Consider the following 20,723-nt stretch of genomic DNA (forward strand, 5'->3'; position numbering starts at 1 on the left):
ATTTTGGCGGTTTTGATCGTTGAATCGAATGTGAAGAAACGTCGAATTCCTGTGCGCCCGGGGTCAGACGAGACTCTCCTGCGAAGGAAGCAGGAGATGACCAATGGAGGAAGATGGCGGCAATACCGTCGAGTGCAGCGGGATAGCCGCGTGGCTGGCGCCGTTCCGGACAGCTTTCACGGCACCGACATGGCGCCGGGTTCTTGTCCTGGCGTCCGGTGCGATCATGTCGCCGGGACGACGGACAGTCTGTTCCGCACTGCGTGCGATGGGTCTGGACGACGCGGCGGATTTCTCCTCCTTTCATCATATCCTGAACTGCAATCGCTAGAGCGCTCTGGCCCTGGCCAGGACGCTGTTTGTCTGGCTGGTCGCGGTGCTGGTGCCTGACGGTCCGGTCATCATCAATGATCGACGATACGCTGGTACGGCGGACAAGGCGGAGGATCAGCGCGCGTGGCATTTATCGTGATCCGGCGCGCTCGTCGCACGGACATTTTGTGAAAGCCAGCGGCCTGCGCTGGCAAAGCCTTCATGCTTCTTGCGCCGACCTCATGGGCCGGGCGGGTGTGGGGATTGCCGTTCCTGACGGTACTGTGTCCCTCGGAACGCTACGCGAGCCTTCCTAACCAAGTCTGAAGAGTTTCCTCCAATAGGCATTTGAGCAGCTTGTCTGGGAGATGACGGATGCCCGACAACAATTCTTGACAGGTTGGTCAGGATTGTGGTCGTTCTGGAGCCGATCCGAATGGTATCGGGACGGAGATCAGGATGCCCCTTCAGCGTAGACATGTCCTCGCGGCCCTCGCGACCCCGCTCCTGTTCGGGGCGGCGGGGCGATCACGGGCAGCCGACGAACCGGGGGTCTCGCCCATCCCGTTGCCGCGCCTTCTCGACAACCACCGGGTGATCGTCGACACCGACCCCGGCAATGACGACGCGGTTGCGTTGCTGATGATGCTGGGCGCGCCGGGCATCATGGTCGAGGCCGTTACGGTGACACCCGGAAACATCGGCTACGAACAGGAATTGCGCAACGCCCTCTATGTCGTCGACCTGGCGGGCAAGGGCGGGCAGGTCCCCGTCCATGCGGGCGTTCCCCGGCCGATCCTGGGCCGGCCCTACCCGAAGGCATCCTTTATCCACGGACGCGACGGGCTGGGCGCGGTCGAGGTGCCGGAGGTACGCCAGAAGATCGATCCGGAACATGCGATCGACGCCATGCGCCGCATCGTGCATGCGCATCCTGGGGAAGTTGTCATTCTCGCGCTTGGCGGCCTGACCAATGTCGCGACCGCGCTGCTGCGCGACCCGTCCCTGGCTCAGGCGGTCAAGGGCATCGTGTTCGTCGGGGGCTCGGGCCGATCGGGCGTTCCCAGCTTCAATGCGATGGTCGATCCCGAGGCCGCGTCCATCGTCCTGAATTCCGGCGCACCGCTGGTCATGTTCGGTCCGCCGCTTTTCGACGGCACGACGCGCGATCCGTCGCTGCTGACGGCCGCAGATTACGACCGGATCGCCGCAATGAATACCCCGCGCAGCCGCTTCTTCACTGCGTCCAACCGCCTGCGCCTGACGTTCGAAATGCAGGCCCGCAGCGCGGCCGGGTCCGTCAATGCCGACCCCTTCGCCGCCGCGATCGTGATCGAACCGGACATAGCGACGGCCTACAAGGCGGTCGCGATGAAAATCGCGCTGGACGACCCACTGACACGCGGCGTCATGCTCTATGGCGACAACCGCTATAACGGCCAGCCGACCCCGCCGCCCAACGTCAATCTGTGCGTGGGCGGGTCGAACGCGCACTTCAAGGCGCTGCTGTTCCGGACGCTGGCGCAGGCATGATCCGGCGCGCCGTCGGACCTCCCGCCAGCGCCCGCCAGGGCGGGCGATAGCGCGCATAGACATGCACGTTGAGGATGATCAGCGTCACCACGACGATACCCCCCCCACCGTCAGCATCAGCGCCGACGCCAGGCCGGTGCCCAGCAGAATGGCGATCTCGGTCTGCAACAGGGCATTGCCGGCGGCGATCAGGTTGCCGCACTGATAGGCCAACCCCGGAAAGATGGCACCGACCATCGAGTGACCAGAGGTCCTGCTCATGGCAGAGTTCCCAGGAGCTTTGGCAATCTGATCAGATTTGCCGCTGCGGCGGTCAGGGTAACGACCCAGCCGACACGTCCAAGCCCGCGATGGCGGGTTCTGCGCAGACCTGCGGTCGCCTTGATCCAGCCGAACGACTCCTCGATCCGCTTGCGGATGCACTGACTGACGGCGTAGCCGCGTCGTAGGCCTTGTCAGTCCCAAGGGTGACGCGCCGCCCCCGTGTGACCGCTGCGATCATGATCTCGGCGGCCTCACGTTCGGCCCGACCGGTGGCATGCGTGGTGCGAACGTCCACGATCAAGCCATTCCGGTTCTCGATCAGCAGATGGCTCATATAGCGGAGCCGTGACGCTTGGCCATTCGACGTGCGATAGAGCCGAGCGTCCGGATCGGTGGTGGAGGTGTGTGTCTCGTTGGTACGCTTGTCGTCCCGGAAATCGCGCTCGGCGTTGCGACCTGGACCGTCCGGATCATCGTCGCCGCCGTCCTTGCGCCGGAAGCTCTTCATCAAGGCCCAGGCATCGATCAACGTGCCATGGAGATTTTAGATGTGATACGCGGAGAAAAATTAGTGCCAGATCCCAATATCTCAAATATATTAGGCGCCTTTACGAAATTTTTTGCTCAATCGTACCGTGGTCAATGTCCATACTACCAAAATTAATCGAACAAGTTTTTCGTCGTGGGAAAAATCTGCCGTCACACATGGCGATATCCCTATGAATTTTTGTAAATAAGTAGGGATAGGGGCTCCACGCCGTTCGCCGAAGCGAAGTCAGCCCTCATCCCCTCCGTTCCGTCGGTGGCGGCGACGGTAGATCGCCGGCGTCTCGCCGAAGTGCCGCTTGAACACCTTTGCGAAGGCACTTTCGGTCTCGTAGCCTACTCGTGCGGCTATCTCGCACACGTTGACTGTCTCGACAGATAGCATCTCAGCCGCTCGATGCATGCGCCAGCGTGTGAGATAAGTCAGCGGACCGAGCCCAAGCACCACCGTGAATCGCTGGGCGAACGCCGAGCGCGACATGGCAGCAGTCCTAGCGAGCATTTCCACCGTCCAGGGCTCGTCCGGTCGTTCGTGCATCCGGCGGAACGCGGCGGCGAGTTTTGGGTCAGTGATCGCCGTGAGCCAGTTGGCGGACTTACACAACGAGTCGCGAACGTGAAAGCGGAGGGCGTGGATGAAGAGAATGTCCGCAAGACGGCTTGCGATCATTTCGTGTCCTGGGGCGCCTGCGCGCATTTCGGACGCCATGATGTTGAGTGTCGATTCGAGGAGGCGTGCCGCTTCGGCACAATCACTCCGAACATGCAGCAAGTCAGGCAGGTTCGCAAAGAGCGGATCAAGGACCGTAGTCTCGAACAAAAACCCCCCAGCCAGAATTTCCGAGCCCACGCCGCCGCCGCCAATGGGGATGATGCCGCCGCAGTGTCCGCCCAACTCGGCAAATAGCTCCTCGACGCTAACAGTCCGGGAGCACGCGCGATCCTTGAGCGAATGGGCGACGCCCTTCCTGACGAGAACGACTTCCCCGGCGCCGATCTCCAGGCTCTTGTCATGGCTGCTCAGCACAGCGCTTCCGCGCAGCACTGAGTAGAAGGAGAGCCTGTCCAAGCTGGACACGCGCAGCCCCCAAGGAGCGCTGAGGTCGAGAAGCCCATAGATCTGATTGCGCGAGCGGACGCCGCGCAGGAGATCCGTCAATACGTCCATATCATTGTCCGTTTTTGGATGATTGCGATATTATTATGGACGTTCTAGCGGTATTCGTCCAGGCGCATGGTGTAATGTGCGGACCATGACCCACACTCCCAAAAACCCCATCGGGATCGGCATCATCGGCGCAAGCCCCGGATACACTTGGGCAAGCATCGCTCATCTCCCAGCCATAACAGCCTTACCCCAATTCCGGCTCGTCGCCGTGAGCACGACCCGCATGGAGAGCGCCCAAGAGACCGCGAAGGCGTTCGGCGCACCGCATGCCTTCGATCGACCCGAACCGCTCATCGAGCATCCCGATGTCGATCTGGTTGTCGTATCGGTGCGTGCGCCGCTTCATGCCCCGCTGGTCGGTGCCGCCCTTGCGGCAAAGAAGGACGTGTTTTGCGAATGGCCGGTCGGCGGCACCCTCACCGATACGATCGAACTAGCGGAAATCGCGCGCAAGAACGGTGTACGCACCGTCGCCGGATTGCAGCGCCGCGTCGCGCCGGGCGTCCGCCATCTGCGCGAGTTGATCGAGAGTGGGTACATCGGGAAGCTCAGGTCGGTGAACTTTACGGGTTCGGCAAACCGCCTCGGCGCCCGCCGACCGGAGGCCCTGGCCTATACGGCGGCGGTGGAAAGCGGCATCAATGCGCTCCATCTGCACACCGCCCACTATCTGGACGTTGCCCTTTCCATCGTCGGTGAGCCGGCGAGTTTCACCGCGCTCGTTTCACGTCAGTTCGACGAGACCGTCATTGAGGAGACCGGGCGAGCGACACCCGTGACGGCACCCGATCAGGTCGCCTTGGCGGGCACGCTCCGTTCGGGCGCGATACTCTCGGCGCGGATGGAAGCCGGCAAGAGGAACGGGGCCAGCCTCTCCTGGACGTTCACTGGCACCGAAGGCGACTTGGCACTCTCGAACGATCTCGTGCTTTCAGGAGCACGCGGTGACGATCAGCCGCTCGTACCGATCGAGATACCCGACGATCCGGCGTGGCCCTCACAGGGCGACCTCTCCGACTATGCCTTTCAGACCGCGCAGCTCTATGCCGGCTACGCGGCGAATAGCCCGCTCCTGCCGACCTTCGACGACGCAGCGCGCTTGCGTCAGCTACTTGAAGCCTTTGTCGAGTCCTCGACGACGGGTCGCCGTATAGATTGGAAGCCGAGCTAAAAGCCGCAATCGCGCCACTGCTGCCGTACATTCCGTCGGTACAGGCGAGGATAATGCTGTGGTGCCGCAATTGTTGCGGATTTCTCGATAACATTGAATTCATCGGAGGTTACACGATGCCCGATCATACTACTCGGGTCATACGCTTCCACGAGTCGGGAAGCCCTGATGTCTTGAAGGTCGAGCATCTCCCGATTCCAATTCCCGGCGAGGGCGAGATCAGGCTTCGCGTGGAGGCGGCTGCCGTAAATCGCTCGGACATACTGTATCGGCAGGGCAAGTCGCCTACCCAACCGACGTTTCCATCGAAGATCGGCTACGAAGCTGCCGGTATCGTCGAAGCGGTCGGCCCAGGCGTCGATCGACACCTGATCGGCCAACGAGGTAGCACGATCCCCAATTTCCCGCCTGATCGATATGGCGTCAGCGGTGAACTGGCTACCGTTCCGGCGGTTTCGTTTGCAGCTTATCCAGAAGGACTGACGGCTGTGGAAGCTGCATCCATCTGGATGCAGTACCTGACAGCCTATGGCGCCATCGTCAGTTGCGCGAAGGTAGCTCGGGACGACTTCGTTCTGATTACCGCCGCAAGCAGCAGCGTCGGCCTTGCTGCGATAGACATCGTGAACGCCGAGGGGGCGACGAGCATCGCCGTTACGCGCAGCGCAGCCAAGAGGGAGACGCTTCTTGCATTGGGGGCGCACCACGTCATCGTTTCGGAAGAAGAGGACGTGGTTGACCGGGTCATGGCGATCACAGGCGGGAAAGGCGCGGGAATTGTCATGGACATGGTGCTCGGCACCGGCATCGAAACTCTCATGCAAGCCACGGCCCGCAAGGGTCTGTATCTCGCATGTGGAGTATTGGCGGAGGAAGCGACTCCTTATCCCATATTCGAAGCCCTGAAAAAGGCTCTCTCGCTGCGTGCATATTCGGTCTCAGAACTCTATCTGGACCCACCCGCCCTTGACGAAGCCAAACGCTACATCTTCGATCATTTAGAGGACAGCACATTCAAGCCCAAGATCGGCAAGATATTCAAATTGGATCAGATTGCCGAAGCGCACCGCTACATGGAATCGAACGACCATGTCGGCAAGATCGTCATGACCATTTAAGCGGGCTGCTTATGCTCTGGTCTAGGGTCTGTGGGGATTTGGGATTCCTATTTTAGCGGAGATGTGATTCACCCTCTGGATGGATCGCTTAGTACTGACCGATGCCCAATGGGCGAAGATAGAACCGCATTGCCTGGGTAAGCTGTCTGATCCCGGACGCAGTGGCCGCGACAACCGGCTATTCATTGAGGCGGTTCTTTGGATTGTCCGAACAGGCAGCCCATGGCGGGACCTTCCTGCCACATTCGGCAACTGGAATACGGCATTCCGCCGGTTTCGTGATTGGCGCGAAGCCGATGTTTTCAAGCGGATTTTTGATGCCTTGTCGGGAGACCCCGACATGGAATACGCCATGGTTGATGCCACTATCGTCAAGGTCCACCGGCACGGCCAAGGCGCAAAGGGGGGACTCAGAGCCAGGCCATTGGTCGTTCCAAAGGCGGGATAACGACCAAGATCCTGGCCCTGACCGATGCCTTGGGCAACCTTGTTCGCTTCAAACTGCTACCGGGGAACCGCTACGACACGATCGGCGTCGCCCTTTGATCGATGGCATCAACTTCGAAGCCCTGCTGGGCGACAAGGCCTTTGATGCCAACTGGATCATCGAAGAACTCGACCAGCGAGGCGCGAAAGTCGTCATCTCACAACGGTCACAGCGCAAGAACCCGCGCGCCATTGACGAAGAGATATACAAATGGCGTCACCTGATCGAGAACTTCTTCTGCAAACTCAAGGAGTTCAAGCGCATCGCCATGCGAGCCTGCAAAACCGACCGGAGCTTCGAGGCGATGATATATCTCGCCGCAGGTGTCATCAACTCACGCTAAATCCCCACAGACCCTAGTGATTATGGTTATAAAATTGCGCATTTCCAGAACTGTATGGCAACATATGCGCTATGTTCTGGTAGCTATGGAAAAAAGTAGTTTTCGGCAAACTGCGTCGGAACTCGATGTGTGGGAGTCTACGGTGAGCCGAGGCACCCGCGACCTTGAAGACGAGATTGGCGTTGCTCTGTTTATCCGTCACTCGGGCGGTGTCATGCTCACCAATGCAGGCAGTGAGTTCCTCAACCACGCACGCACGGTTCTCACTCGAATCGACTATGCGCTGAGGGGGGCCCTATACACCCCCAATCATGGCGATGATCTACTCTCTCATCATCGACAAAATAACGCATGATCGATCAATCAACACTTTATAAATATCTCGCAAGTGGCCGCCTGTCACTCATTTCTCTGACACAGGCACTGGTTGTTTCCGAACAGCTTAGTTTTCACAAAGCAGGCGATACGCTCGGCATCGCCCAATCGGCCATCAGCAGCCGTATTGCCGCGCTTGAGGAAACGATTGGTTTTCCCCTTTTTGAACGGCAGAAGGGTGTCCGGATGACGCCGCGCGGGCGAGTTTTCCTCGAATTCGTCACGGAAGCCGTCAACCTGATCGGTAAATCTCTCGACGTCGCCGACACTGCCATCGAAGTCCGTAGAGCCGCCGTACGCATAGGCCTTCAATCTTCATTCGCCACCGATCCTGCGGACGAGATCTTGAGGCGAGTTGACAGCGCGCTGCCGGAGATACGGCTTATATGTAAAGAAATCGATAACAGCGATTTCACCAGGTGTGTTCGCCGGCGCAAACTGGATATTGTTTTCGTTCCCTGCGGCGCGATCACAGAACGTTTCGCTCACGACTTGCTCGACGCCATGCCCCTCTGGGAGGAGCAGGTGATCGTGGCCCTGCGCGCGGACGATCCGCTTGCTGCTGCATCGCACCTTTCATGGCGGGACTTGGTTGATCGCAAATTTCTGGTACGAAGCCACGGCATCGGTCCGCATCTCATGGAACGTGCGTTACCGCTGGTAAGACAGAGCGGAGAGCCTAGGAAGATCGAGCATCTGCATGTCGGACGAGATACGCTACTGACCGAGGTGGTGCGCAGACGCGCGATCGCACTGACCACAGAAGCGACGCGCGGCCTCACGTTGCGCGGCCTGACGTTCCGGCCGATCGGCGAAACGCCTCTCATGATTACCTTTTGCGCGCTCTGGTCACGACAAAACATCAACCCCTCTCTGAGGAGCCTGCTGAAAATCATTCGTGAGCTGTCGGAAGCATACCGGAACAGCAAACCTGATGGCACGATTTGATCGATCCGTGACCTGCTCAGCAATCGGGCTTCCGCTGACGCTCTCGCTGGAAAACGCGGTCTTCCTGCATGAAATGTTGAATCATGCGGACGGCCAGATGGGCCTCGTCCACTTGCGCACCACCCGATCCTGACGACGCAATGATATCGGCATAAGCCTTCAGATCCCGGAAGACGTGAGCTGGCAGCTCCAACGTCAACTTTACCGGCTTCTCGTCCATTACCCTGGTAATCTTCAAGGTCGCCATCGTCACCTCTCCCTCTCATGCCAGGGCCTGAGTATCAGGTCCCGATTCAGAACCACGACGAACGGCAGGCCCGGCCGGTCGGTCAGGGTCGGCTGGACATTGAGGCTGCGGTCGATCAGCCGATTGCCGACCATCGAAAACCCGTTCGACGCCCCACTACGGATCGCCTGCATCAGATTGTTCTCGCCGAAGGACGTCCCGGCCTCGGACCCCACGCTGAGCATGGTGGTCACCAGCGCCGCCTTGAACAGTTCGCCCCAGTGCCGATCGACCTGATCGGAGAGCCCGGCCTGGCCGATCGCGTCGGCGCCCGGCAGGTTCTCCAGCACGACGGACTCCCCGTCCGGAAGGATCAGCCGGGTCCAGATCACCAGCGTGCGGTCCTGCCCGAAGGCGATCGCACTGCTGTACTGGCCGACCAGCGTGCTGCCCTGGGGAATCAGAAGATAGCGTCCGGTCGGGCTGTCATAGACGTTCTGCGTCACATGGCCGGCAAGTTGCCCCGGCAGGCCGGAATTCACCGCAGTATTGAGCGCACCGGCGATGGCTGTGCCCGCCTGGAGTATATAGGGCGAAGCCGGCGCCACGATCCGTTCCAAACTGACCGTGCGGTGATCGACCGCCTGCGCCAAAAAGCCGCGGTTTCCCGCCTGCGGGTCGATGTCGCTCGGCCGCGATGGACTTCCCGCTCCGGCCACTGTCCCTACCATCGGAGCGGCAGTGCCGCCACCCCGATCCCCCTGCCCGACCTGGACGAACAGCTTGCTGCCGATCGCGGCATCGATCTCCTGCTGGGCGCGGCGCGCGTCATCATTGCCGATGGCATTGACCGGGATCGACTTGCCCTGCTGCTGCGCGTTGAGAATCGGCTTACCAAGATCGCCGGGCAGCGCCGGTCCCAGCTTGGGCACGCCGCTATATTCCTTCGGCAGAGCCTCCAGCCCCGCCGCGGCAGGGCGCGAACTGGTATCCTGATTCGCAAAGGCAGATGGCGCATGATGGCTGGCCTGCAGGGCATACCCCAGCGCGAAGGCCACCGCGATGGCCCCTGCTCCACCCAGCGACCAGACGACCCGGCGCGAAAGCCGCACCACGCGCGGCCGATCGCCACGCAGGCGCAAATCGGGCGGCGCCACAGGCGTCTGCGAGGAGGCCGCTTCTCCGGCATCGCGTCGATCATCGCGATCATGATCGTCCGTCATGACCGCCGCCCGTCGGTGCGGACGATGCGCACACGCTGCTCGCTGTGCTTATCGCCCAGCCGCAGTTCGGCGGCGGCAAACAGCCGGTCGACGATCATCCAGTTCTGCCGAACGCGGTAATTGACCAGCGCCGGATTGCCGTCCGGGCCCAGCACGAACAGCGGCGGCAGTTCGCCCTGTCCGATCCCGGACGGAAAGGCGATATAGACCTTGTTCCCGTCATCGAAGGCGCGGAGCGGCTGCCAGGGCGGCACGCCGCCTTTGACGTCCTGGATCACGTAACGGAAATTGAGGGCATTGAGGTCCAGCCCGGTATCGACGGGCGCCTCATCCTCGGAGGCCGCGTCCTGGCGGTGGAGGGCGATCAGATCGTCCTCGGGATAGTCCCAGGACACCGAGGCCATGTAGGTGGCGGGGGTGGAGCGCAGCTCGGCGAGATAGGTCCGCCGGTCGGTATTGACGATCAGGTTGGTGACCAGATCTGGCCTGGTCGGCTTGACCAGAATATGAACGCGCCTGGTCGCCCCTGCCCCGCTCTCGGTATCGCCGATGATCCAGCGTACCGTGTCGCCGGCGGCCTCCGGGCCGCTGCCGACCAGCTTCTCGCCCGGCTGGAGCATGATGTCGGTGATCTCGCCGGGCGCGGCATAGACCTGATAGAGTGCGCCGGCGCTGTAGGGATAAACCTGCACCGCGTTGATGAAGCCAGCCCGCGTCGGCTGGATCCGCGCCGCCAGATTGGCCTGGGTCACCCGCGCGGCCGGATCGACCGCATCGGATGACGTGGTCTGCCGGAACGAGCGGTGCGACGGCAGCGGCTTCAATTGGCCGGGCAGCGGCAGCGGCTGCGGCACCGCGACCACCTGCACCGGCTTCGGCGGATCCGGTAGGCGCATCGCTCGCACGGCGTCGTCATAGCGTATGGCCGGCGGGTGGTACTGCCCCGCGCAGGCGGACACGGCGAGCAGCATCAGCGGCAGGGCACGCATGACCATGCGGATCATTGTCCAAGCTCCTTCGACCAGTTGATGGCGGAGACGTAGATGCCGAGCGGGTTGCGGCGTAGCCGATCGGCGTCATGCGGCGGCGCGATCAACACCGAGAGGATCGCCGTCCAGCGTTCAGTGCCCGTGTAGGCGCCATCGCGGTAATGCCGCTCGGTCCAGGCGACACGGAAACTCGCCGGTGACGCCCGAATGACCGAGGACACATCCACCTCGACCTGCTCGCGCCCGATCCGGGAAAATGGATCATTGAGCCGGGCCTCGTCATTCAACGCCGCCGCGCCGGAAGCAGTGGTGAAATCATAGGCGCGCAGCCAGTCCTGCCGGACCACCACCGGGTCGGAGGACAGGCCGCGCACGTCCTCGATGAAGCGTGCCAGAGACCAGGCAATCTGCGGATCGGTGGGCGTGTAGCCGGCCATGGCCGGGGCCACGATTTGCGCCTCGCCCAATTTGTCCACCTGCACCACCCAGGGCACGATGGTGCCGCGCGCCGACTGCCAGACCAGCGCCGCGCCGAGCCCGGCCGAGAGCAGCAACGAGCCAAAGGCCATGACGCGCCAGTTACGCGCTTGGACGCGGGCGGAGCCAATACGCTCGTCCCAGAGCTGCGCCGCCTTCTGGTAGGGCGTGACGGGCTCGGGCGTGATGCCATAATTGGTGGTCGCGCGACGGAACATCGCCATCATTCTTTCTCCGAAAGGTCGATGCTGGAATTTCCGCCGCCGCCATCGGCGGAGCGGATGACATTGGCGGCTTCCGCCGCATGGGCCGCGGCATTGCGACGCTTCATTTTCCGCGCCCAGCGGGGCGGCTTGCCGTTGGGGGCGTCGCCGCCATCAGGGCCGCCTCCCGAGGGGCCACCACGAGGGTTACCGCTACCGGCAGGCCCGGCACCGGGATCACCTCCGCCGGACGGGCCTGAAGACCCACCGTTATCCGACGGACCGTCGCCTTCTCCCCCGCCGCCCATCCCACCGGCGGCCCAGCGTCCGCCGGACGCGTAGCTTTCCTTCAATGACGAGGCCGCCGCGCCGACCTTGCTCTTCGCCGCGTTCACGGCAGCGCCACCAACAGCCCGGCCCATTCCGCCGATGCCGGCCGCCACACTTCCGGCGCCGCCCACTCCCGCCGCTCCGGCGCTGTAGGCCGTGGTCGCAGCCCCTGCGATCGCAGCCCCTCCCCGTGCGGCGGCTGCCGTGGCACCGAGTGCGGCAGCCCCGCCCGACGCCAGGGCGGCGGGTGCGGCCACGGCAGCGGCGCCCATCGCCCCGACCGCCATAGCAGTCCCGGCCGCCGCTCCCGCGCCAAGCTGGGGCGCGCCGGAAATCAGCCCGTTGGCGACGCTGCCGCCGTAGATGGCGAGCCCGATCATCGCGAGGGCGGCGAGCACCACCGAGAGCGCCTGGCCGATGGTCGGCAGGCTGTCGCCGTAAGAGGTGGTGAACTGCGAGAACAGCGTGGAAGCAATGGCGCTGATCACGGCGAAAACCATGATCTTGACGCCGGAGGACACCACATTGCCCAGCACCTTCTCGGCGAGGAAGGCCGTGCGGTTGAACAGCGCGAAGGGAATCAGGATGAACCCTGCGAGCGTGGTGAGCTTGAACTCAATGATCGCCACGAAAAGCTGCACGGCCAGCACGAAGAACGCCGCCATGACGATGAACCAGGAGATCAGGAACACCGCGATCTGGGCGAAGCCGGTGAAAAAATGGATCGGGTCGAGGAACTGGTGCATCGCATCCAGCAGCGGCTGGGCCGCGTCAAACCCGGTCGCCGCCAGCCTGCCGGGATGCACGAAATCACCGAGCGCCAGCTTGCCGCCGCCGACCTTCAGGCCAAGGGTGGCAAAACTGTCGAAGACCCTCTTCGAGAGAGCGTCGAAATTGTCGATGATGAATACGAAGAAACCGATATAGAGCGTCTTTTTCACCAGACGCTGGATGATGTCCTCGTCCGCCGCCCAGGCCCAGAACAGCCCGGCGAGCGCGATGTCGAGGACGGAGAGTGATCCGGCGAGCGAGACCACATTGCCCTTCACCAGACCGAAACCGGTATCGATCGTGGTGGTGAAAATATTCAGGAAATTGTCGATGACGCCTGCATTCGTCATGCCCGTTCCCGCCATGACCGTCAGTTCCCGTCATTGAACACAGAGACGGCGCCGGGCACGTAGGCGTCGTGCTGCGCGAAATGTTCGTATTGCGCCTGGCCTTCTGCTTCGGCTGCCGCCTCGCGCGCCTGCTGAAGATCAGCGGCCCGTCCGTTAGCGGACAGGACCGCGATGACATCGGAAAGCTGGCGCGATTGCAGGGCCAGAAACTGATTGCCTGCTTGCGCGGCCTGAAGCGCGCCGCTCGAACTCTGGCTGGCCGAAACCAATTGCGTCATGGCGCTGCTGTCACTTGGAATGTTGCCCACCACCTGGGCCTGGGTCTTCAGCGCGTCCTCAAACCCGCCGACCGCGTTCCTCCAACGGGTCTGCGCCTGACTGAACAGGGCGCTATCCGACATCCCCGACGAAATCGAGGTGTAGGCCTGTTGGTATTGCTGCTCGACCGAGTGGACGCTGTAGGCAATGTTCTGCGCCTGCGTGAGCAGGGCCATGGTCTGGGAAATCGTTGATTGCAGCGTCGACAATGTTGAGAGCGGCAAGGAAGCGAGATTCTTCGCCTGATTGACCAGCATCTGTGCCTGGTTGGCCAGCGACGCGATCTGGTTGTCGATCTGCTGCAACGCGCGAGCGGCCTGGAGCACGTTCTGGCCAAAATTGGCACCGTCGAAGACCGCCCATTGCGCACGGGCCGGAATGGCGGAAAGAGATAAAACGCTGACGATGCCGTAAAGGAGCACGAGACGCTTCATGGCATACCTCCGTCGTGTAGAAGGTCTGCCACCCAGGTGACACCGCGCGCCGCGAACCAGGCCGGGAGAAATCCGCTCCGCCCATGCTCGGCCAGCACCTGGTCGATCAGCTGATGATCGTCCTTGCCCGAGGCGGCGCACAGCGCCAGTGCAACCGGTCCGAGCCCCAGTTCGAACAGCCGGTTGCCGCGCTGAGTCTGGCAGTAATAGTCCCGCTTCGCCGCGGCACGGGCGATGATCCCGATCTGGCGGTCGTTCAGCCCGAAATCGCGGTAAAGCGCCATGATCTGCGGCTCGATCGCCCGTTCGTTGGGCAGGAAGATCCGCGTCGGGCAGCTTTCCACCACCGCCGGCGCGATCCGGCTATTGGCGATGTCGGACAGGGACTGGGTGGCAAAAACGACTGAGGCGTTCTTCTTACGCAGCGTCTTCAGCCATTCCCGCAACTGGCCGGCGAAATCGCCATCGTCCAGCACCAGCCAGCCCTCATCGATCACCAGCAGGGTCGGCCGCCCGTCGAGACGCCCTCCGATGCGGTGGAACAGATAGGACAGCACCGGCGACGCCGCATCGGAGCCGATCAGCCCCTCGGTCTCGAACACGACGATTTCCGCATCGCCCAGCCGCTCGGCATCAGCGTCCAGCAGCCGGCCATAGGGGCCGCCGAGGCAATAGGGCGCCAGCGCCTGCTTCAGCGCGTTGGATTGCAGCAGCGCGACCAGCCCCGACAGGGTGCGCTCATGGGAGGGCGATGACGCGAGCGAGTTCAACGCCGACCAAAGATGGGCTTTGACGTCGGGCGTCAGCGCGACGCCCTCGCCCACGAGAATCTGGCCGAGCCATTCCGTGGCCCATTTGCGCTCGTCCGGGTCATCAATTCGTGCCAGCGGTTGGAGGGAGACGGCAGAATGTCCATCGCCCTCGTCTGTCAGACCGCCGCCAAGATCGTGCCAGTCCCCGCCCATGGCCAGCGTCGCCGCCCGCAGCGAGCCACCGAAATCGAAGGCAAAGACCTGCGATCCCGCATAACGGCGGAACTGGAGCACCATCAGCGCCAGCAGCACCGATTTGCCCGCTCCTGTCGGTCCTGCGATCAGCGTGTGGCCGACATCGCCGACATGCAGGGAAAACCGGAACGGCGTGGCACCCGCTGTCTTGCCGTAGAACAGCGGCGGCGCACGGAAATGCCCGTCTTGCTCCGGCCCGGCCCAGACAGCCGACAGCGGGATCATATGCGCGAGGTTCAGCGTCGAGACCGGCGGCTGCCGCACATTGGCGTAGACATGGCCGGGCAACGATCCCAGCCATGCCTCCACAGAGTTGAGGCTTTCCGCCATACAGGCAAAGTCGCGGCCCTGAATGATCTTTTCCACCAGACGGAGTTTTTCAGCGGCAATGCTGGCACTGCCATCCCACACCGTGATGGTCGCGGTGATGTACGCCTGCCCGACATCGTCAGCACCGAGGGACTGCAAGGCCAGATCGGCATCAACCGCCTTGTTGGCGGCATCATTGTCCACGAGAACGGAGGCCTCGTTGGTCATGACCTCGCGCACGATGGCCGCAATCGATTTCCGCTTGGCGAACCACTGGCGACGGATCTTCGTCAGAACCTTTGTCGCGTCCGTCTTGTCGAGCAGGATGGCGCGGGTGGACCAGCGATAGGGCATGGCCAGCCGGTTCAGGTCGTCGAGGATTCCGGGGAAGGTCCGCGACGGGAAACCGGTGATCGTCAGGGTTTTCAGATACGCATCACCGAGTTTCGGTTCCAGACCGCCCGACAGCGGCTGGTCCACCAGCAGGGCATCCAGATGCATCGGGATTTCCGGCACCCGCACACGCTGGCTGCGCGTCGAAATGGTCGAATGCAGGTAGGTCAGTGTCTCGCCATCATCGAGCCAGGTCGCTTTCGGCATGAAACCGTCCAACAGGGCCAGAAGCCGGTCGCTGCGATCGATGAAAACATTCAGAATGCCGTGCGGGTCCGGCCCATCACGCTTCCGACCCTCATAGAGAAACCGTTCGGCGCGACCTGATGATTCCGCAGGAGGCAGCCAGACGAGCGTCAGGAAATACCGGCTCTCGAAATGCGCACCCTCGTCCTCGAACTGCTCCCGGCGTTCCAGATCGACCATGTGCGAAGCGGCGTCGGGGAAATCACTCTCGGGATATACTGTCGCCGGGATGCGCTGCGCCTCGACAAACACCGCCCAGCCGGAACCAAGACGACGGAGCGCATTGTTTAGCCGCCCCGTCACACCGACCAGCTCCGCCGGTGTGGCGCTGTCCAGATCGGGACCACGAATTTTTGCCGTGCGCTGAAAGGAACCGTCCTTGTTCAGGACGACGCCTTTTTCAACAAGCGCGGCCCAGGGCAGAAAATCCGACAGGAGGGCAGCGCGGTTGCGATACTCGCCAAGGGACATCATCGCCCTGCCCTCCCTATGCCCGGAGCCAGGCGGGGTAGCGGAGATGCCGCCGTCCCACCTCGACGAACAGCGGATCGCGTTTGGCGCCCCACACCGCCAGACTGTGCCCGACGATCCAGAACGCGGCCCCGATCAGCCACAGCCGCAGGCCCAGCGTGATCGCGGCGGCCAGCGTGCCATTGGCAATCGCCACCGTGCGCGGCGCGCCACCGAGCAGGATCGGCTCGGTCAGCGAACGATGCACCGGGACATGGAAGCCCGGCACCGCGTCGTCCTCATAGCCGGCGGCCATCAGATCAGCGCCCCGCCGGCGAAGGAGAAGAACGACAGGAAGAAGCTCGACGCCGCGAAGGCTATCGACAGGCCGAAGACGATCTGGATCAGGCGGCGGAAGCCGCCCGAACTTTCGCCGAACGCCAGGGTCAGGCCGGTGACGGTGATGATGATCACCGAGACGATCTTGGCGACCGGTCCCTGTACCGAGTCCAGGATCTGGGTCAGCGGCTGCTCCCACGGCATGCCGGAGCCCGACGCCCAGGCACTGGAACCGAACACCGCCGTCAGCAGGGCAGCAGACGCGATCGTGGCGGCGTGCTGCCGCACGCGGGGGATGGACTGAATCATTGGGATTCTCCATTGGTCTGGACTGGATGGAGGCGATAGTCGCCGGTCGCAGGATCGAGCCCGCTAACCGTGGCGAGTTCGGACAGGCGGCGCTGTGGTCCCCGGCCGGACAGCACGGCGATGACGTCGATGGTCTCGGCGATCAGGGCGCGCGGCACGGTGACGACGATCTCCTGGATCAGCTGCTCCAGGCGGCGCAGGGCGCCCAAGGCAGTGCCGGCATGCAGGGTGCCGATGCCACCGGGGTGGCCGGTGCCCCAGGCTTTCAGGAGATCCAGCGCCTCGGGGCCGCGCACCTCGCCGATCGGAATCCGATCGGGCCGCAGACGCAGCGCCGAGCGGACAAGATCGGAGAGGGACACCACGCCGTCGCGGGTACGCAGCGCCACTAGGTTGGGCGCGGCGCATTGCAATTCGCGCGTGTCCTCGATCAGCACGATCCGATCATCGGTTTTCGCGACCTCAGCGAGCAGGGCGTTGACCAGGGTGGTCTTGCCGGTCGAGGTGCCACCGGCGACCAGAACGTTCCGTCGCTCCGCAACCGCCCGGCGCAGGAACTTCGCCTGGCCATCCGTCATGATCCCGGTGGCGACGTAATCGTCGAGGGTGAACACCGCGACCGCCGGCTTGCGGATGGCGAAGCTGGGAGCAGCTACCACCGGGGGCAGCAGCCCCTCGAACCGCTCGCCGGTCGGCAGCTCCGCCGACACGCGCGGTGCGGCGTCATGCACCTCGGTGCCGACATGGTGCGCGACCAGGCGGACAATGCGCTCGGCATCGGCCGGTGTGACACGGCCTCCGGTGTCCGCCAGTCCCTCGGACAGACGGTCGATCCACAGCCGCCCGTCCGGGTTCAGCATCACCTCGATCACGGATGGATCGGCGAGGTGTGTTGCGATAGCCAGCCCCATCGCCGTGCGCAGCATGGACATGCCGCGTGTCCTGACACTGTTTTCGATTGCTGCGACCGGCATGCGCGTCCCCGTCCGTTCAGGCCGTCCAGCGGTTCCGGACGACGACGGGGATGATTAGAAAGGGGCGGATTTATTGGGCCGCAACAACGAATTCGGTCGATGCGGCGTTCGGGTAGGAAACGGACAGCTATTCGGTCGGGTCGTTCTCCGCTGCCCCCTGCCGCGCGGCGATGTCACGCGAGCGCTCGCGCAGGAATCGGTCGCCGGTCGCCAGGCGCCGCTCTAGCGCCGTCAGGAACCCTTCGAACCGCTCCAGCCCCATCGCCCGCGCCGAGGCCCGCGCGCTCTCCGGCAGCGGCGGGGTGCTGGTCAGCCAGAAGCGGATGAACAGGGTCAGGGTCTCCGCCAGGATGGAAAGGTCTTCCTCCAGGCCGGCGATCTGGCGCGACATGCGGTCCAGCCGCCGCGACGTCGCGGCCTCCTGCCGTTCGACGGCGTCATCCGTCAGGAAGGACAGCACCGCGGTCTCGACCAGCGCCGATTTCGAGAGATCCCGCCGTGCGGCGCGCGCTTCCAGCTGCTTAAGGATGGCCGGGTCGAAATAGATGTTCAGGCGTCGGCTGCGCTTCTGCATGATGGCCCCCTACAAGCCCAGCCCGTCGGCCGGATCCATGCCGGCCTGGCGCGCGACACCCCGCTGCGTCCGGAGCCATTCCGCCGCCCGGCGCGCCTCTTCGTCCTGGTCCTCCTCAGGGAGATCGAATTCCCAGGCGGGGTCGGGCCGCTCCGGTGCGATATCCTCGTGCTCCGGCAGGTCCGGCTCGCGCCGGATCCCGCCGTCGGTGTCGGCGCCCTCGGTCGTTCCCTGTGTGGAAGCGGGTTCCTCGTTTGACGCGCTCGCCGGATCAGGCGCCACGCTGACCCCTGCCCAGGCATCGGCGACACAAATGGTTTCCCCTTCCCCGCGGATGGCGGGCTCGGGCGGCGACAGGACACGCTCCCGGAAGCGCGGATCGTCGTAATAGCGAGCCTTGAGCGCGCGGATCGGCGGGCAGCCGGCGAGCATGACCAGTTCCTCATGGTCGGGAAGCTGCTGCACCTCGCCCGGCGTCAACAGGGGCCGTGCCGTCTCCTGGCGGGAGACCATGAGATGTCCCAGCCAGGGCGAGAGACGGTGGCCGGCGTAATTGGTGGCATCCCGCTGCTCGGTCGCCGTGCCGAGCGCGTCGGACACCCGTTTCGCGGTGCGCTCGTCATTGGTCGCGAAGCTGACCCGGACATGGCAGTTGTCGAGGATCGCATTGTTGGGGCCATAGGCTTTCTCGATCTGGTTCAGCGACTGGGCGATCAGGAAGGCCCGGATGCGGTAGCCGGCCATGAAGGCCAGCGCGCTCTCGAAGAAATCCAGCCGTCCCAGGGCGGGGAACTCGTCGAGCATCAGCAGCAGGCGCCGGCGCTTCCCCGCCGCGTCGAGATCCTCGGTCAACCTGCGGCCGATCTGGTTCAGCACCAGCCGGATCAGCGGCTTGGTCCGGCTGATGTCCGAGGGCGGCACGACGAGGTAGAGCGAGGCGGGCCGGTCGCCCTGAACCGGATCCGCGATCCGCCAGTCGCAGCGGCTTGTGACGTGAGCGACCACGGGGTCGCGATAGAGGCCGAGGAACGACATAGCGGTGGACAGCACGCCGGAGCGCTCATTGTCCGACTTGTTCAGCAATTCCCGTGCCACCGAGGCCACGACGGGATGCGGCCCCTTTGTCCCGAGATGGTTCGTGCGCATCATCGTCGCCAGGGTGGCTTCGATCGAGCGCTGCGGGTCGGACAGGACATTGGCCACTCCGGCCAGCGTCTTGTCCGCCTCGGCATAGAGGACATGCAGGATCGCGCCGACCAGCAGGGAATGGGAAGTCTTCTCCCAATGGTTGCGCCGCTCCAGCGCCCCCTCGGGATCGACCAGGATGTCGGCGATGTTCTGGACATCGCGCACCTCATATTCCCCCGGTCGGACCTCCAGCAGCGGGTTGTAGGCGGCGGACGCCCGATTGGTGGGGTCAAACAGCAGCGCGCGGCCGAAGGTCGCGCGGAAACCCGCGGTCAGCTCCCAGTTCTCCCCCTTGATGTCATGGACGATCGCCGAGCCGGGCCAGGTCAGCAGGGTCGGGATCACCAGCCCGACGCCCTTGCCGCTGCGCGTCGGCGCGAAGCACAGCACATGGTCGGGACCGTCATGGCGCAGGTAGGCGCGGCGATACCGTCCCAGCACCAGCCCGTCGGGACCGAGCAACCCGGCCCCGGCGACCTCCTGCCCGCTGGCCCAGCGGGCGGAACCGTAGGTTTCCACCCGCCGCCGTTCCCGCGCCCGCCAGATCGGCAGCGCGAACGCGACGATCACCGCCAGGATGACGCCGGCGACGCCGATCCGCGCGCCCCGCACGAACACCGAGGGCGCGTAAGCATCAAATTCGTACCACCACCAGAAGAACAGCGGCGGGGCATAGACCGGCCAGCGATGGTCCAGCAGGAACCAGGGCCGCCCCAGCGCGGGCTGGAAGCCCAGCCGCCAGGAGGTCCATTCCGTCGCCGCCCACCAGAACAGGATGACGATCGTCAGGACCAGGATCACCTGGCCCCAGAGCACGCGCGTGGCGGACATGGCTTCCTCCCTGACAGGACACCAGTCCGTCAGCGAAGGAACGGCGGGGATTTCCGCAAGCGGATTCCGCGCCTGTGCGGCAACCGGCGGCGAAAGGCTAAGGAATAGGACGGTGCGCTCAATGCGCCGTTCGACCACCCGATATGGTCAGCAGTTGGCGATAGCCGGTATCGCGCATCCAGCGTGCCCGCGCCATGTGCGAGTCCCAGCAGCGGCGCGCGCCGGGCTCGTCCGCCGTCGCGTCGCGGCCGAGCACGATCCGCGCGACCTCGCGCCAGTCCGCGCCGTCCGCCTCCGCGTCGAGTAGGCGCAGGTAGGTCACGTGATGGAGATGGTCGTAGGCGGTCAGCGCCGGGCCGCAGGGGGCCTCGGCGGCGATCGCGGGATCAGGCCTATCCTGGGTCGGCGTGATATCCTGCACGAGGGGCACCCCATGGTCGACTGGTCGCTCTACGCATCGTGCGGTCAAAGTTCCCGCGGCGCAAGACGAATAGGAACGATCGTTCCTAGAATGATC

20 protein-coding genes and 2 pseudogenes are annotated in these 20,723 nt (G+C 63.7%); 6 read left to right on the forward strand and 16 right to left on the reverse strand.

The genetic code is table 11. From position 1 onward, the window contains the following. Window positions 1–771 precede the first annotated feature (771 nt). Window positions 772–1,845, forward strand: coding sequence for a nucleoside hydrolase (locus AAC691_RS08390; RefSeq protein WP_342629689.1), 1,074 nt, complete (start codon window positions 772–774; stop codon window positions 1,843–1,845). Between the two features lie 84 nt (window positions 1,846–1,929). Here the strand turns inward: AAC691_RS08390 and AAC691_RS08395 are convergent, their stop codons facing one another. The 3 genes and pseudogenes from AAC691_RS08395 to AAC691_RS08405 form a co-directional block, all read right to left on the reverse strand. Further along, window positions 1,930–2,106 carry a hypothetical protein gene (locus AAC691_RS08395; RefSeq protein WP_408906073.1) on the reverse strand — a complete coding sequence of 59 codons (177 nt, stop codon included), beginning with the start codon at window positions 2,104–2,106 and terminating at the stop codon, window positions 1,930–1,932. Beyond that, window positions 2,103–2,653: pseudogene (locus AAC691_RS08400) on the reverse strand (transposase); the annotation flags it as partial. The pseudogene AAC691_RS08400 and the gene AAC691_RS08395, both read right to left, overlap by 4 nt. A 231-nt stretch (window positions 2,654–2,884) precedes the next feature. Further along, entirely contained in the window at window positions 2,885–3,823 is a 939-nt protein-coding gene (locus tag AAC691_RS08405; RefSeq protein ID WP_342629690.1) for an AraC family transcriptional regulator, read from the reverse strand. An 85-nt stretch (window positions 3,824–3,908) separates the two neighbouring features. Here AAC691_RS08405 and AAC691_RS08410 point away from each other — a divergent pair, with 85 nt between their 5' ends. The 5 genes and pseudogenes from AAC691_RS08410 (at window position 3,909) to AAC691_RS08430 (ending at window position 8,265) form a co-directional block, all read left to right on the forward strand. After that, window positions 3,909–4,994, forward strand: coding sequence for a Gfo/Idh/MocA family oxidoreductase (locus AAC691_RS08410; RefSeq protein WP_342629691.1), 1,086 nt, complete (start codon window positions 3,909–3,911; stop codon window positions 4,992–4,994). A gap of 173 nt (window positions 4,995–5,167) precedes the next feature. After that, window positions 5,168–6,112 (forward strand): zinc-dependent alcohol dehydrogenase family protein, encoded by a 945-nt coding sequence (locus AAC691_RS08415; RefSeq protein WP_342629692.1) that lies wholly within the window; start codon window positions 5,168–5,170, stop codon window positions 6,110–6,112. A 79-nt stretch (window positions 6,113–6,191) separates the two neighbouring features. Then, window positions 6,192–6,942 (forward strand): annotated as a pseudogene (locus tag AAC691_RS08420) (IS5 family transposase). Window positions 6,943–7,006: 64 nt separating this feature from the next. Next, a complete protein-coding gene (locus AAC691_RS08425) occupies window positions 7,007–7,297 on the forward strand; it encodes a LysR family transcriptional regulator (protein WP_342629693.1) in 291 nt (96 codons plus the stop codon). Next, a complete protein-coding gene (locus AAC691_RS08430; RefSeq protein WP_342629694.1) occupies window positions 7,294–8,265 on the forward strand; it encodes a LysR family transcriptional regulator in 972 nt (323 codons plus the stop codon). Before AAC691_RS08425 ends, AAC691_RS08430 begins: the two co-directional genes overlap by 4 nt. A 16-nt stretch (window positions 8,266–8,281) precedes the next feature. Here AAC691_RS08430 and AAC691_RS08435 read toward each other — a convergent pair whose 3' ends face one another. From AAC691_RS08435 to AAC691_RS08495, 13 genes are all read right to left on the reverse strand, one after another. Further along, the gene (locus tag AAC691_RS08435; RefSeq protein ID WP_342629695.1) at window positions 8,282–8,512 is read right to left on the reverse strand and encodes a DUF2274 domain-containing protein; all 231 of its coding nucleotides are present in this window, start codon (window positions 8,510–8,512) and stop codon (window positions 8,282–8,284) included. A gap of 2 nt (window positions 8,513–8,514) precedes the next feature. After that, window positions 8,515–9,714 (reverse strand): TrbI/VirB10 family protein, encoded by a 1,200-nt coding sequence (locus AAC691_RS08440; protein ID WP_342629696.1) that lies wholly within the window; start codon window positions 9,712–9,714, stop codon window positions 8,515–8,517. Further along, window positions 9,711–10,718: a P-type conjugative transfer protein TrbG gene (gene trbG, locus AAC691_RS08445; protein ID WP_342629697.1), complete on the reverse strand. Its 1,008-nt coding sequence runs from the start codon at window positions 10,716–10,718 to the stop codon at window positions 9,711–9,713. Before trbG ends, AAC691_RS08440 begins: the two co-directional genes overlap by 4 nt. Next, window positions 10,715–11,398, reverse strand: a complete 684-nt coding sequence (trbF, locus tag AAC691_RS08450) for a conjugal transfer protein TrbF (RefSeq protein WP_342629698.1) — start codon at window positions 11,396–11,398, stop codon at window positions 10,715–10,717. The genes trbG and trbF overlap by 4 nt, the downstream gene beginning before the upstream one ends. Before the next feature lie 5 nt (window positions 11,399–11,403). Beyond that, entirely contained in the window at window positions 11,404–12,834 is a 1,431-nt protein-coding gene (gene trbL / locus AAC691_RS08455; RefSeq protein ID WP_342629699.1) for a P-type conjugative transfer protein TrbL, read from the reverse strand. Window positions 12,835–12,854: 20 nt separating this feature from the next. After that, complete coding sequence (gene trbJ, locus AAC691_RS08460; protein WP_342629700.1) at window positions 12,855–13,586, reverse strand: P-type conjugative transfer protein TrbJ; 732 nt, start codon at window positions 13,584–13,586, stop codon at window positions 12,855–12,857. Further along, window positions 13,583–16,015: a conjugal transfer protein TrbE gene (trbE, locus tag AAC691_RS08465; protein ID WP_342629701.1), complete on the reverse strand. Its 2,433-nt coding sequence runs from the start codon at window positions 16,013–16,015 to the stop codon at window positions 13,583–13,585. The genes trbJ and trbE overlap by 4 nt, the downstream gene beginning before the upstream one ends. A 13-nt stretch (window positions 16,016–16,028) precedes the next feature. After that, window positions 16,029–16,307 (reverse strand): VirB3 family type IV secretion system protein, encoded by a 279-nt coding sequence (locus AAC691_RS08470; RefSeq protein ID WP_342629702.1) that lies wholly within the window; start codon window positions 16,305–16,307, stop codon window positions 16,029–16,031. After that, on the reverse strand, window positions 16,307–16,639 hold the full coding sequence (locus AAC691_RS08475; protein ID WP_342629703.1) for a TrbC/VirB2 family protein: 333 nt from the start codon (window positions 16,637–16,639) through the stop codon (window positions 16,307–16,309). The genes AAC691_RS08470 and AAC691_RS08475 overlap by 1 nt, the downstream gene beginning before the upstream one ends. Continuing rightward, complete coding sequence (gene trbB / locus AAC691_RS08480; protein ID WP_342629704.1) at window positions 16,636–17,613, reverse strand: P-type conjugative transfer ATPase TrbB; 978 nt, start codon at window positions 17,611–17,613, stop codon at window positions 16,636–16,638. The genes AAC691_RS08475 and trbB overlap by 4 nt, the downstream gene beginning before the upstream one ends. A 127-nt stretch (window positions 17,614–17,740) precedes the next feature. Continuing rightward, complete coding sequence (locus AAC691_RS08485; protein WP_342629705.1) at window positions 17,741–18,187, reverse strand: CopG family transcriptional regulator; 447 nt, start codon at window positions 18,185–18,187, stop codon at window positions 17,741–17,743. Between the two features lie 9 nt (window positions 18,188–18,196). Beyond that, on the reverse strand, window positions 18,197–20,206 hold the full coding sequence (locus AAC691_RS08490; protein WP_342629706.1) for a conjugal transfer protein TraG: 2,010 nt from the start codon (window positions 20,204–20,206) through the stop codon (window positions 18,197–18,199). Window positions 20,207–20,324: 118 nt separating this feature from the next. Further along, the gene (locus tag AAC691_RS08495) at window positions 20,325–20,618 is read right to left on the reverse strand and encodes a DNA -binding domain-containing protein (RefSeq protein WP_342630169.1); all 294 of its coding nucleotides are present in this window, start codon (window positions 20,616–20,618) and stop codon (window positions 20,325–20,327) included. Window positions 20,619–20,723: the final 105 nt, after the last annotated feature.

This window comes from Nguyenibacter vanlangensis, from assembly GCF_038719015.1.
Classification (GTDB): domain Bacteria; phylum Pseudomonadota; class Alphaproteobacteria; order Acetobacterales; family Acetobacteraceae; genus Gluconacetobacter; species Gluconacetobacter vanlangensis.